Origin of the sequence: Helicobacter bizzozeronii, from assembly GCF_900196775.1 — a bacterium.
Lineage (GTDB): Bacteria > Campylobacterota > Campylobacteria > Campylobacterales > Helicobacteraceae > Helicobacter > Helicobacter bizzozeronii.
This window is the reverse complement of record NZ_FZLB01000014.1, coordinates 1-13,019: the sequence shown is the minus strand read 5'-3', so window position 1 is coordinate 13,019 and position 13,019 is coordinate 1. Positions and strand designations below refer to the sequence as shown.

The 13,019-nt window shown below is 42.1% G+C and carries 12 protein-coding genes and 1 pseudogene; 6 read left to right on the top strand and 7 right to left on the bottom strand.

Annotation, left to right across the window (positions count from 1 at the left end):
- Window positions 1-5: 5 nt before the first annotated feature.
- Entirely contained in the window at window positions 6-989 is a 984-nt protein-coding gene (locus C5684_RS01990) for an aldo/keto reductase (protein ID WP_013882008.1), read from the top strand.
- Window positions 986-2,116: an aldo/keto reductase gene (locus C5684_RS01985; RefSeq protein ID WP_013882007.1), complete on the top strand. Its 1,131-nt coding sequence runs from the start codon at window positions 986-988 to the stop codon at window positions 2,114-2,116. Before C5684_RS01990 ends, C5684_RS01985 begins: the two co-directional genes overlap by 4 nt.
- 317 nt (window positions 2,117-2,433) lie before the next feature.
- Here C5684_RS01985 and C5684_RS01980 read toward each other — a convergent pair whose 3' ends face one another.
- The 3 genes and pseudogenes from C5684_RS01980 to C5684_RS09110 all read right to left on the bottom strand — a co-directional run bounded on the left by C5684_RS01980 (window position 2,434) and on the right by C5684_RS09110 (window position 3,462).
- Window positions 2,434-2,694 (bottom strand): helix-turn-helix domain-containing transcriptional regulator, encoded by a 261-nt coding sequence (locus tag C5684_RS01980; protein ID WP_013882005.1) that lies wholly within the window; start codon window positions 2,692-2,694, stop codon window positions 2,434-2,436.
- A pseudogene (locus tag C5684_RS01975) lies at window positions 2,691-2,936 on the bottom strand (type II toxin-antitoxin system RelE/ParE family toxin); the annotation flags it as partial. The pseudogene C5684_RS01975 and the gene C5684_RS01980, both read right to left, overlap by 4 nt.
- Window positions 2,937-3,312: 376 nt before the next feature.
- Entirely contained in the window at window positions 3,313-3,462 is a 150-nt protein-coding gene (locus C5684_RS09110) for a hypothetical protein (RefSeq protein WP_013882003.1), read from the bottom strand.
- A gap of 437 nt (window positions 3,463-3,899) precedes the next feature.
- On the opposite strand from C5684_RS09110, the gene C5684_RS01970 reads away from it, so the two are divergent.
- Complete coding sequence (locus C5684_RS01970) at window positions 3,900-4,463, top strand: hypothetical protein (protein ID WP_104639256.1); 564 nt, start codon at window positions 3,900-3,902, stop codon at window positions 4,461-4,463.
- A gap of 104 nt (window positions 4,464-4,567) precedes the next feature.
- Here the strand turns inward: C5684_RS01970 and C5684_RS01965 are convergent, their stop codons facing one another.
- On the bottom strand, window positions 4,568-6,772 hold the full coding sequence (locus tag C5684_RS01965; protein ID WP_104639255.1) for a mobilization protein: 2,205 nt from the start codon (window positions 6,770-6,772) through the stop codon (window positions 4,568-4,570).
- Window positions 6,772-7,263, bottom strand: a complete 492-nt coding sequence (locus C5684_RS01960) for a hypothetical protein (RefSeq protein ID WP_013882000.1) — start codon at window positions 7,261-7,263, stop codon at window positions 6,772-6,774. Before C5684_RS01960 ends, C5684_RS01965 begins: the two co-directional genes overlap by 1 nt.
- A gap of 279 nt (window positions 7,264-7,542) precedes the next feature.
- Between C5684_RS01960 and C5684_RS01950 the strand changes: the two genes are divergently transcribed.
- The gene (locus C5684_RS01950) at window positions 7,543-8,247 is read left to right on the top strand and encodes a Fic family protein (RefSeq protein WP_013881998.1); all 705 of its coding nucleotides are present in this window, start codon (window positions 7,543-7,545) and stop codon (window positions 8,245-8,247) included.
- A gap of 77 nt (window positions 8,248-8,324) precedes the next feature.
- Here the strand turns inward: C5684_RS01950 and C5684_RS01945 are convergent, their stop codons facing one another.
- On the bottom strand, window positions 8,325-10,115 hold the full coding sequence (locus tag C5684_RS01945; protein ID WP_233708623.1) for a replication initiation protein: 1,791 nt from the start codon (window positions 10,113-10,115) through the stop codon (window positions 8,325-8,327).
- A gap of 1,633 nt (window positions 10,116-11,748) precedes the next feature.
- Between C5684_RS01945 and C5684_RS01935 the strand changes: the two genes are divergently transcribed.
- Both C5684_RS01935 and C5684_RS09665 read left to right on the top strand, forming a co-directional pair.
- Window positions 11,749-12,201, top strand: coding sequence for a hypothetical protein (locus C5684_RS01935; RefSeq protein ID WP_013881994.1), 453 nt, complete (start codon window positions 11,749-11,751; stop codon window positions 12,199-12,201).
- Window positions 12,202-12,357: 156 nt separating this feature from the next.
- Window positions 12,358-12,483: a hypothetical protein gene (locus C5684_RS09665; protein ID WP_267891337.1), complete on the top strand. Its 126-nt coding sequence runs from the start codon at window positions 12,358-12,360 to the stop codon at window positions 12,481-12,483.
- Window positions 12,484-12,663: 180 nt separating this feature from the next.
- Here C5684_RS09665 and C5684_RS01930 read toward each other — a convergent pair.
- The coding region (locus C5684_RS01930; protein WP_233708622.1) for a hypothetical protein at window positions 12,664-13,019 on the bottom strand (356 nt) is incomplete at its 5' end.

The window sequence follows — 13,019 nt, the reverse complement described above, 5'->3', positions numbered from 1 at the left end:
GAAACATGACACATAAGCAATTAGGACAATTCAAAGTCAGCCCATTAGCTTTAGGGTGCATGGGCATGAGTTTTGGTTATGGCGAAGTGCATGACAAAAAAGAAATGATTAAACTCATACACGAAGCCTTTGAGCTAGGCATTAACTTTTTTGACACCGCTGAAGCCTATGGGGAATACAATGAAGAGCTTCTAGGCGAAGGCATTAAAAGCATTAGGAACAGAGTTGTCCTAGCCAGCAAATTTGGGATTTACAAAGAGCAAGCACAAGGGTGGGCTTTAAAAACCGACTCCAGCCCTAAACGCATACGATTAGCCTTAGAGGGGAGCTTAAAACGCCTAGGAGTGGAGTGCTTAGACCTTTACTACCAGCACCGCGTGGATACCAACACACCCATAGAGCAAGTCGCAAGCACCATGCAAGAGCTCATTAAAGAGGGCAAGATTAAAGCATGGGGCATGAGCGAAGCGGGGCTAGAGAGCCTGCAAAGAGCCCACGCCATTTGCCCGCTCACAGCATTGCAAAGCGAATATTCTTTGTGGCATAGAGAGCCCGAAAAAGAGATTTTGGGCTTTTGTGAAGCAAATAACATTACTTATGTCGCCTTTTCGCCTTTGGCTAAGGGGCTGTTTGGGGGCAAAATGGATAAAAACGCCACTTTTTCTAAAGAGGACTTTAGAAATATCGTGCCCAAATTTAGCCAGCAAAACCTAGCCCAAAACTACGCTTTGGTGGAATTGTTGCAGACCACCGCTAAAGCCAAAAACGCCACTCCCGCACAAATCGCCCTTTCGTGGATTTTACACATGCAACGCATTGTGATCCCACTATTTGGCACGACCAAAGAAACGAGATTAATCGAAAATGTCGGGGCTCTAAGCGTGCAATGGCAAGCGGGCGAACTAGAGGACTTTAACAAAAAGCTAGAACAAATCATCATAGTCGGGGAGAGATACCCGACAAATCTTAATGACAAGGTCGGCAAATGAAACAGCCTAACAACCCAAAACGCCGAACACTCTTGGCGAGTGCGCTCATCGGGGGTTCTTTGCTCTCTCTTGGCATGCTAGAGGCTAGGGGGCATAAAGGTGCGTCCAAAAGTGCGCCCAAAAAGCGTTTTTTAGGCAAATTAGAGGTTTCTTGTGTGGGGCTTGGCGTGCAAAACATGGGGCGCAAATACGACACTTCTGTGCCCTACCGCCCCGAAATGATCGCTGTGATCCGCCGGGCTTTTGAGGAGGGCGTAACTTTATTTGACACAGCTGAGGCTTACGGACCTTTTGAATCGGAGAGGATTTTAGGCGAAGCCGTTGCGCCTTTTAGAAAAAAAGTGGTGATTGCGACCAAATTTGGCTTTGACATCGATCAAAAAACGGGCAAGCGCGGACCCGGTCGCAACAGCAAACCCGAACACATTAAAATAGTCGTGCATAATATGCTTAAACGGCTACGCACCGACTACATTGACCTACTCTACCAACACCGAGTCGATCCAGAGGTGCCGATTGAGGATGTCGCTGGGGTTGTGGGGGATTTGATGCGACAAGGCAAGGTTTTACACTGGGGGTTGTCAGAAATGGGGCTAAATACCCTAAGACGCGCCCACGCCACCTTGCCTGTGAGTGCCGTGCAGAGTGAGTATTCTATGCTTTGGCGGGGACCTGAAGAACATGTTTTACCTTTGTGTGAGGAGTTGGGGATTGGTTTTGTCCCGTGGAGCCCACTAGGCGTGCAGTTTTTAACGGGCTGGATCGACAAAGATACCCGTTTTGCAAAGGGGGATTTTAGAGCGTTAGAAAGCCGTTTTGCGCCCGAAAATCTCCCTAATAATTTAAAATTAGTCCATTTGTTGCAAGAGTGGGCGTTAAAGAAAAACGCCTCGCCCGCCCAGATTGCCCTAGCGTGGCTCTTGGCTAAAAAACCCTACATTGTGCCCATCCCCGGCACCACCAATAAAGATCACATGCTGGCTAACACCGCTGCTAGCGCGCTCACATTAAGCCCTCATGAAATGCAAGAGATCGACACCGCCCTAAATGCCATCAACATTCAAGGCGCGCGCTTGCCCGATTTTGTGCAAGCGTATTCAGGTGTAGAAGCTCCGCTTAAAAAGTAGACTGGAAAACTTGGGTTAAAGCTAAAAGAATTATGTTGAATCTTCTGAAGTGGGGGTTTGATTTGATTTATAAAATCAGTGAAACTCTTGCTAAGCTTAGTATCTTTCCCTGTTCTTATTTTGTTGTCTATCCCCCACAATCGCTTTCAACCCCCAAACCATGTTTGATACTCCCTACCCCTAATCTTGCGCTCTACGAGCTTTTAAAAGCACTTTAAACGCTATGTTTGATTTATTGCTCTCTCATACTATTTTGAAAGACACGAATGTTTCTAAAAACGACATGATTATCACTAAACCAACATCAATAGGGCATTTCAGGCACTGTGGTATTCTTGTATCTCTAGAGTCTGCAAAGTGAAACCAAATTTGTGTAAAACCCCCAAAAGCTCAACAACTCCACCATTAAAATCGGATAAATCGATGTCTTTAATGCCTTTAGATTCAGCGACAACCTCTAAAGCATCTTTAAGCTCTACCATGTCGCCATCCTTTAAAACAGCGTTAAGGTAAGATAAGCGTCTTTCATCGGTATCTAACATTTGCGCTACTCTAAAAGGTTTAAGGGTTACTTTCATGGCAACTCCTCTAAGATTTTTTGCGCATTAATTATATCCTTTTGTTGTGTGCTTTTATCGCCTCCACACAGTAAAATCACTAACACATCGCCCCTTTTAGCGACATACAAGCGGTAGCCTGCACCTGTGTGGATACGCATTTCAAAGATTTGACCTGTAATGTGCTTATGATCGCCAAAATGCCCACTTTTCTCCAAAACCTGTAAACGGCGTGCGATTGCATCCCGTGCTTTCAAATCTTTGAGTTTCTCTAGTCACTCTGTAAAAATGCTTGTGCTCTGTATTTCCATGCGTGCATTTTAACGCAAGAACGCCCATTATGGGGATGTTATAGGGTTAGAAATTTATACACCATGCCTGTATTCCCGCCAAACACATTCTAAGTTCAGATTTTACTTTTTTCAAGCTCAAAAAGTGAATTAGATTGGCTGGGTTTAAAGGACTCGATGCACTAGAACTTACAACACAACATCCTAAAGCTCAGTCAAATACCTTCTAAAAGCTAACATTGGCTTTCCATCATTTTGTTTGTTTATGTGAATACCCTTTCTAGCCCCCTAAAAGCCCCTATAATCAACACAATACCTCTAACCCATAGTTTTACTCTATTAACCACTCTTAACGCTCTAGGGGCGTTTTTGTGATAGTTAGCCCCCGCCCCCGTGTTTTGGCGGTTAGGTAGTGGCGATGGGCTTTTAGGTTTGGGGTTTTGGGTGTGTGGGTTGTGGCAACACGGAACAGATCGCCCGTTTGGGTGTAGAGTGGCAACAGAAAAAGAAACCTTCCCTACCCATAGCACAACTAAAAGGCGGGGTGTTTAATGGGGTGTTTGTTCTAGGTGAAGTGGAGGTTTCTTTTTTTTCATTACCCCCACCATTTGGTATTAAAATTATCGGTATTATTATTACGCCTTTTTGTATTCATCGGTTGTGTTAGGTGTGGGTAGAAATGTCATGTTAAAGGCGGGCAAAATGGGGGTTGCGGACAGAAAAACGAGGTAGGAGTTTCTATAAAGGGAAAAGGGTACAAGTAAAGTGGTATTTACTCAGTCCTTGCATGGATACTCATTTAACGCCAATGCAATCTTTTACGCTACACTTTCGCAATCTTTTTTTCATATCACCGGAGGTGTTGCGTGTCTTTATTATCTTTTGCTCGAATAGTGGGGGGGGGCATTAGCCCTACTCATTAGCGGATGTGGTCCCATGCAACTTGTCCCGATTAAGGGACCCCAAATTTCAGAACAAGCGGCAGCACCCTTGCACAAAATGATGGCACAACGCTGTAAAAAAGCGTGGCCTTATGGCGACAAAGATTATGCAGAATTACAGAAACTAGCATTGGAAGATCTAAAATACCAAGCCGACCAATATGCAAAAGGACTAGGATATCAAGGTGCGCGTATGGTAAATATGAAAGCAATGCGCAAGCATTATGTCAATGTCTATCTCTTCGGGCTTTATGGCACGAAATGCATGGCAATAGGTGGATATGTCCAACCAATTGGCAGAAATTTCCAAGAACAACTTGAAGACGAAGCATTCAAACAAGCGCAAGAAGACATGAAAAGAGCCAAAGAAGAAGCTGCCGAACGAACGAAGGAAATAAGAGAAAGACAAGATGAATTGAGAAAAAGACAAGAGGAAATAAGAAAGAGGGAAGATGAAATGAGAAAAAGACGGGAAGATATGTTGAAAAAACAAGAGGAAATACTAAAAAGACAAGAGGATATGATAAAAAGACAAGAGGAGCGCACAAGAACACACTAAATGCCTTGCTTTTTTTTGCCGTGTCCCCACAATGCAAAAAAAATCGGGCTAAAACACATTCAGATCATGCGCTCAGATCATGTGCTTATAAAAAAGCTACAAACTCAACACAATCCTTTTCCCCCGCCTTTGTTCTTGCGGGCGTGTTCTTGGAGTGCGTTTGTTAATTCCTGCTCCAATGTTTCTCTTAAGCGCGCCACATCGGCGACATCTGCAATCAGTAGATCGGCGCGCATTTTTAGATAGTCGGCTTTAGCGGGGTCTAGGGGGGCGGTTTTTTGTATAAAAGCATACACCTCCCCCAAGAATACTTGCAATGCCTGCTCTTGGGTTGTGTTTAATAGGCGGGCATTTTGGGCTTGCAGATCGGCAATGGCTCTGTCTTTAGCCCCGCTCTGCTCTTGCAGTTTTTTATTCTGCGCTTGCAATAACCCATTCTGTTCTTGCAACTCTTTAAAGGCGGGATCATCTGCGGGGGTTTTGGCAATGGGGGCGGGCTTTAAAGCCTTTTCCAATGCGGTTGTAAGCTCTGTTATCTTGCCCTCAAACTCCCGCAAGGTTTTCTTGTCCTCTGCACTCTCTGTCTGCAATGTATTATATTGCCCCTTTAAAGCCCCATATTCCGCTTTCAAGTCCTCAAAGGCTTTATCTGCCTTTTGCTTGTCCTGCGTGGATTGTAGGGCGTTCTGCGTGGCTGTATTGAGCTCTTGGGTCTTGGTATTAATCTTGCCCTCTAAGTCTTTGATCTGATCCGCTTGCTTATCAATCCGCCCATTAAGCCCGGTAATGGTTGTATTTTGTTGCCCTATCGTGGTTTGTTGGGTATCAATGGTCTTTAGCCACTCTTGCCCTTTAGTTTCTAGGGCTGTGAGCTTGTCTAATGCTGTGCCCGCATTGTTTGCCCCTTGCCCCTCAATCAATGCGCTGTAAGCGGTGTTGATGGCTTTCTCTAGGTCTGCTTTGGCACTTTCCGCATTGCTAGCCCTTTTCTCCGCATTGCCTTTCTCTGTAGTGAGTGCCTTAATGTCCTCATCTTTGGATTTAATGTCTTGGGCTTGGGTGTGGGCTTGCTCTTTTAGGGCATTTGCCTCATCGGGGTTGAGATAGCCCTTGTATTGCTCTTGCACCTCTTGCTCTCGTTCTTGGGCTCGTTTCTCTAGCTCTTTAATGCGTGCATACAACTGCCCAATACTCAAGCCCGCTTTCTTTAAAGCCAACAACTCTTGGTAGTCCTGCTGTGTGAAACAATGATACACCTTGTTAATCTCAATCCAATCTTTACGCACCTGCCCTATTATGGCATTCTGCTCTTTTTGCGTGAGTTTTCTATCTAGGGGAAGAGAAGGTTCTTTTTCTGCCTGCCCTCCCCCCGCTAACTCAAGCCAAGCAGATTGCCATTGGGTATTAGCCTCTGTAAGGTCTGCATTTGTTGTGGCTAGGTCTTTGTTTGTTTGCCCTAAACCGGCGTTAGTCTTTGCTAGTTCTTGGTTTTGTTTTGTGAGATTGGCGTTGGCTGTGGTTAGTTTTTTGTTTTGCTGTGTGAGATTGGCATTGGCGGTTCTAAGTTCCGCAATCCTATCTGTTGCTTGAACAAGAGTATCTTGCGCATATCCCATAAGCTCTTTCTTGTCCTTCTCTTGCGCTTTTGCCATTGCCACAAACACCTTTTCCCGCCCTTTTTGCTTATTCATCAATGCCCCATAAGCTCTAGGCTCAATGCGTTTAGCTCCACTGCCTTTGATAAGCACATTGCCCCGATAATCTTTGACATCATACTTGGGCTGTCCCCTCTGCATTTTCAAAAGTATTGCAACGAATTTTTGCATATGGCAAGCAGTTCTATATGTGATGTATTGCTTGCGATACATGCTCTTGCCCGTAATGGGGTGCAAGGTAACAAACTCTAAATGGGCGTGGTGATTAATGTGTTCTATGCCATCATCATCTACATGCCCCTCATCTCTATGAATGGCGATTTGGTAGCATTGGAATTTATACCTTTTTGCAAAACGCGAAACAAGCCATTCTAAATCTTGCATCGTGGTATCAGGCTTGATATTCACCACCGCACTCCACAAATAACGATCTGCTTTTGCCTTAAAAGGTTGATTAAAATGTTGCTTGTAATTAATCTTTGCCTGCTCCACCAAGCTATCCCTCAAAGCCCTTGCCTCTGTGGCGTTTCTGTTGCACTCTATACCTAACCCCCCACTCTCAAGCACATAACTAGGTTTAACCGATCGGTCGTTGTGTTTTTCTTGGATACTGAGCTTCGTGGGCTTGAAGTTTATAGAAGCAATATAACCCATTAGTCAGGCTTTTTGTTAGGAAAAACGCCCGCTTGATCTATTTGGTTTTGTGTGGGGGTTGTCTTAACATCTTGGGGCTTTTTGCTTTCTTGTGTCGCCTTAGTTTCTTTAGGCTCTTGCTTGGCGGGGGTCGCCTCAATTTTCTTAGTTTCCTTAGCCTCTTGCTGTTGGGGTGCTTGCTTTTTGGCATAAATCAAATTGTTTAAAGCACTGCTAACTTTTTGTTTTTCGGCTACTTTTTGCTCCCCTTGCTTTTTAATGCCCTCTAGTTCTTTGCTCCCCTTATTTTCAAAATCTTTGAGCTCTTTGTTCAGCTTGTCTGTAAAAGCTTTAATATCCCGTTCTGTTTTGTTTGCCAAAGATTTTAGGTCTTTCTCGTGCTTGTCTTTTGCGTCTTTGTATTTGTCCCTAAGCCTAATAATTTCATTGTGCAATCGGCTCTCTAAGTCCTCCAAAGCCCGCCTAGACATTTTGCTATAATCTTTTGCCATACCAAAACTCCTTGTATTGATTTAGGGCATTTTAGCACGGAATGCTGGCAATAGCATTTTTGTTTTTTCTGCATTTAAGCCCCCTGCAAGGGCAAATTTGCCAAAATGAGCTTGCGAATGTCCGCTGTAGGCGGTTGGGAAATTTGCAAATTTTCCACCCTATCGGGACGCTCACAAGTTCGCTTGGAAAGTTTGCCCCCTCAAACGCCGGGGGTGGCTTAGATTACAAAATAGATGTGTTAATATAATTCTTTAAATGAGTGTTTTTAGAGGATAGAGATGGAACACAGGTTAAGTGATTTATCTTTACTTGAAAGAGAACAACTTTTTAGAACACTGCGTATAGTCTTAACACATCATAGCAATGCCATTGAAGGATTGAGTCTCCAGCTAGAAGAAACCCGTGTGCTCTTAGAAAAGGGATTAACAGCAAGCAATAAGCCTTTACACGAACAACTCATTGTGTTGGGGTTTGCAAGTGCCTATGATGTTGTGGTGCGAGAGGCTAGTGATAGAAACAAGCTCTTGGATACAAGTTTGATTAAAGACTTACATTATTTGCTATTCAAACCTGCTTTGGATGTTAGTCCTACTCTTGTGGCTAAACCTATTGGAGCTTATCGCACCTCTGAAGTGATGATTACAGGGGCAAATTTTAGCCCCACAATTCCTGCTCTGATTTCCCAAGCATTAAAAAATCTCTTATTTAGACTACCTAGTAATCATCTCACTCTAGCCCAAATTGCTCTGTTCCACGCAGAGTATGAACGCATCCATCCCTTCATTGATGGCAATGGACGCACGGGTCGTCTCATTATGGCTTTTCAAGCCATTCAAAATGATCTAGTGCCTCCCTTAATTTTAGATCAACAACGCACAGAGTATTTTGCTCTCTTAGAGCAATGCCAAACAGGCTCAAACTGCAATCACTTTGCAATGTTTCTTAAACAATGCCAGTGCCAGAGTTTGGAGCTCATAGAATGAGAGGTGAATGAAAGGGTTTCACATAAAAAGATTTTTAGGTGTGTCTAGTCTGTAATTTAGTAGTTATCACAAACAATTCAAAACAAATTTTTCAAACGCCAAGCATCTATCTCATTTTTCTTTTTGAAGGTGTAGGTAAAATAATGGGGGGCATCACAATCAGGGATGACTTTTTTAAAAAAATTGATGTCTTTCTTTTCTCTGTGGTGGCGTTTAGCAATCTCTAAGTCTGTATCTGTGGGTTCTAGGATTTTAAAAAGTGATAAAATATCTTGTTCTGCATCTTGGATTTTAGCGATGAGTTGCACTTTTTTAAAGACATAAACCCTACCATTTTTGCAATCTGTTACTAACTCACCCCCTCTTGTGGGCATAGGACTTTGTAAAACAAAAATTTCTGCGTCTTGGTTTGCACTCGTGGGTGTATTTTGGGTGTGGGTGTGTGCTGTTGGTGTATCTGCTTGAGTAGTAGTCTGTGTGGCATTAGCACCCCCACTTTTGTAAGCGGTTTTTAAAAATTTGTTTTTGAGTTCATCAATGCTTTCAAACACAAGAGATAGATATTCATTCCCACAGACTTGGAATAGATGCCTATTGTCTTGATACAGATCAATCACTCCCATCATCTCAGGGTCTAAAAACCCATTGATTCTAAACTGCACGCAGATTCTTTTGGTTGTAGGACAAGGGTAGATGTCTGTGATCATCGCATCGCTAAAAGTATAAGCTTTGCCTTCTTTATCTCTAACACTGAGCTTGCCCCGCATATCTAGGCATTTATTGAGGGTGTTAATATCTCTTTTGCTAAAGCGTTTTAGGGGTGGGGTTTTGGCATTTTCTAGGGCTTTTTCTAGCTCAACGATGATAGGATTTGGAATGACTTCAAATGTGTAGCCTAGCACTTTTTGTCCCCGTGCCTTAGCTTTGTTCTTAATCACTTTAATGGACTTGTAGGGGGGTTCGTAGGGACTCATAGGTTTTTTTTGGGTGAGCTGTTTAATGGTGGGGTTTAGCATATGAATATCGATGTCGCTTATTCTTGTACCCTTAGGGATACCCATAAAGGCAAAAAAGCCCTCTATGTTGTTCTCGTACATATGCACATGAAAAACCCCATTCTTGTCTGTAGCACGTTTGAACCGCTCCAATAATCTAAAAAAATTTTTGGCATATTTGCCACTTAAATCTACAAAAGTTTGGAGCTTCATGCTCGTGAAGTTTGCTTTTAAATCGTTTAGCAAGTAGGTAAAATAGGGGTCATTGACTTGAATATCTAGGTATTCAATGTTTTTATTTTTGTCGTATTGCACCTCAAATTTTCTAAAGAACATGACCTTGCTTCTTTGCACCTTTTCATCATCAACCATTTTGATTAGATCAAAGTTAGCTCCAGCTATATTGTTGAAAAGATTAATGATTAGCTTATAAAGCCTTGCATTAGGCATATCTGCATCGCCCGCTAAAATCTTTAGTTCTTTTGGGGTAAAGCGGATGATGGTATCTTTTTTGTCTTTTAGACGATTGAATAAACTAAAGAATAAATTGCTTTCAAGCTCACTCAAAGTACCCAAATTGACTTTGTAAATGTTATTGTGCATAACAATTTGCCCTCGATCGGCAATGCTTAATTCTTTTGCTAAAATAGGGGCTTTTGTGGGCGTATCATCCACTACCGATGTTAAGTTTTGTATCTCTGTTTCTGTGGGTTTTTCAAGGATAGAGGTTAAGGCTTTTTTGTTTTTATGTTCTGATGCTTCTTTAACCACTTCTTTGGAAGTTTCTTGTGTCAGTGGCTGTGAGGTTTTTTTGAGGGCTTCTTGTTGCACAACGGACTGGAGCATGGTATTTTCACCAAATTCAAACCACACGGTTAAAATGCTGACTATATCGCTTAAAGTTATTGCGTAGTCTTTCTTTAGTCCTTGTTTTAGCACTGGGTTATTAGTTTTTGTTGAAAGTTCTTGTATTTTGTCAAGTGTCATTATCAAGGATTTTGCGCGGTCTATTGTGTCTGGCGATATGCTAATGCCAGCTACCCTATCTTTTTCCCATTCATTAGATGACAAGATAGAGACTACCTTACGCACTAAATTAGATTTTTCTATGGATAGATTTCCAAGAGCAATGGGATCATTGACATTTTTTATCTCCAAATAGGCGATTACATCTAATTCATCTTTTAGAGATTTTAGAGCGATTGAAAGACTGTTTTGATTCACTCTTGCAACTTTTTTACTTAAGGTTAAAGGCTAAATCTAGGACTATTATAGCGTAATTTTTTACAAAATTCGTTGAAACCGCAATTTATCGTTAAAACACCCTTGTTTTACCGCAATTTATCGTTAAAACACCCTTGTTTTACCGCAATTTATCGTTAAAAAAACCGCAATTTATCGTTAAAAAGCGCCTCCGCTAACATATTGATCATGAAAAACTGTTAAAAACCAAAAACTATTTTTAAAAACCGCGCGCGTGCATGATGCGCCCGTGAGTCATGCCATTTGTGGTATTGGCAACACCCCTATATCTCAGAAAGTGCGAGGACGAAATGACTTAAGCTTTGAATGCTTTTAGAAAGCAACACCAACCACCATAGGTTTGCCAAGCTGACGCTTGGCTATCACTAAGATTTTATCCTTGGGGGGCGAAAGCCCCCCAAACCCCCAAGAGAGGCTTCCAGGTGAGAAATTGTTGTATTGGCTGGAGATTCAAGGGGTTTAGGATGAGACTGGAGTCTGTGGGAGAGTGTGTGGAACAAACAAAGGTTACAGAGTGTTTTAGCGTGTCCTACAACCAACAGCTGGCAGGATTAGTGGTGTTTGGGTTTGACACGACTTAGGTGATTGGATAACAGACTGTTAAATTAGGATAATCCAAAAGAATTGGCAGAACACAGATTTTTAGAATCAAGGGGGGTTGCAGAAGAGTTTTAAGAGAGTCAAACTCGTAGATAGTGTTTAAAGGGGTCTAGGAGGCTCATAGAGCGACAGATAGAGGGTGGGGAGTATCAAACATCGTTTTGGGATTGGAAAGCGTTGTAGAGCGTTTGTGGAGTGTTGTAGAACAAGTGTGGCAAATACAAGCTTCCTAACACTTATGGCTAAAATGGTTCTAAAACGCTCTACAATTGCTTTTGGGCTTTAGGTAGTGGTTTGTATTGTTTTTGGCAAGATTGCGGTGTATGATGCCTTTACGGGGCCAGAATCGCTATGTTTCATCTTTGTCGTTTTTTGTCGTTTGTCTAGTCTTGGGGTCTAGATGAACTCTATGAGATATTTTTTGAGATATTTTTATGGTGTAGAATAATTGTCTTGCAGTTAACACAAACTTCGCTTAACGCTTGTGGTCTTGCTACACCTTGAAGATTTTGGATTCACCACGGCTACGGGTTTGGGTGTGGCAAGGGTTATGTGGCATGGGAGGATTTATTTACACTCCCGTGCTACCATACGGTCGGGTTTCACTATTAGCAAACCCTAACCCCAACATGGAGAGAAGGAGATGGTCTATAAAGATTCAGGTCCAGATTTAACTCATCAAATGAGGACAGAACACGACAGCTTAAAATCAGCTCGTGATAAGGCAAATGAGTTCGATAAGCTTAATAAACAAGCACAGTCGTATGGCTATGAAAGTGCAAGCAAAGCCATTGGTAAACTTGGTGAAATCCATGAACGAACAGAGCAATACGGCGGTCCAAATAAAGCCCTTGATTATCTCGATAACATGGATAGCTTCGTAGATGAGAAACTAGATAAAAAAATGATGGATTTTGAGGTTAAAATGAAAACAGAAATTTCGAATGTCATATTAAGCAGTGCACTCGCTAGAATAACACAGGAAGAGCAAGGACCACAATCAACCCACACTAAGTCGAGGTCAAATAAAAACAATGCAATAAGAAGCGATAACTTCACTGCATACTTCTTCACAAGCAGTGAACCACACGAATAGTAAGTAACAATTCTTAATATTCTGATATTCTGTAAAATGAAACGGAGGGGTTTCTGTAAAACTTCAAAAGCGAGTTTCATATGCTGCGATAAAGCTAATTGCAAGACAAATTCTAGTACCCTAGCGAAATTATCTAATATCTAAAAAGGATACTTCATGGCAATCGGTTCAGTAGATATACAGGGGGCTACAGTCTATGTTTATGACGAACACAAACGCTCTTGCTATTTACAAAAGGCATGGATCAAAATGGATTTGTTGGACACACTTCTAGCTCTGTAACCCTCAAACTACGTGGCAATGTTTACACCTATGATGAAAAAGGTTGTGAAATTTAACTTCAAAGACAACTTTGATCTACGAACTGGATAAGGAACTCCTATTTGCGGAGGTCTGTTTTTACCGTTTTTCGGTTGGTTACTGAATAACTTAACAGATTGTGTTGTGTAGCCTGATAGATAGCTATTGATTTTTGGGATTGTTGGCTTGATCACTGGACTTGTCCTTATTCTCCATATAACCCCTTTCTGCTTCACGGATATTTTTGAGTTTTCTTTTGTCTTGTTGGGTGAGCGTGCTCTCTTGTTCTTTTTGCTCTAAAGTGGCAGGTTTCTCTAGCCTTTTGGTGTGTTCAATCTGAGCTCTCTTGGAACTGTCGTAATCTCTCTTGGGTTTGCTGTCTGTATCGTTGCTTTCATTACTTGAACGCTTTTTAGCTTTGCTGGCATTATGCGCAACTTCTGCAAGAACATGGTGGAGCTCTAGGGCTTGTTCAAATTCATCTAAGAGCTTTGCTTTTTTGAATTTGTCCTTGAGTG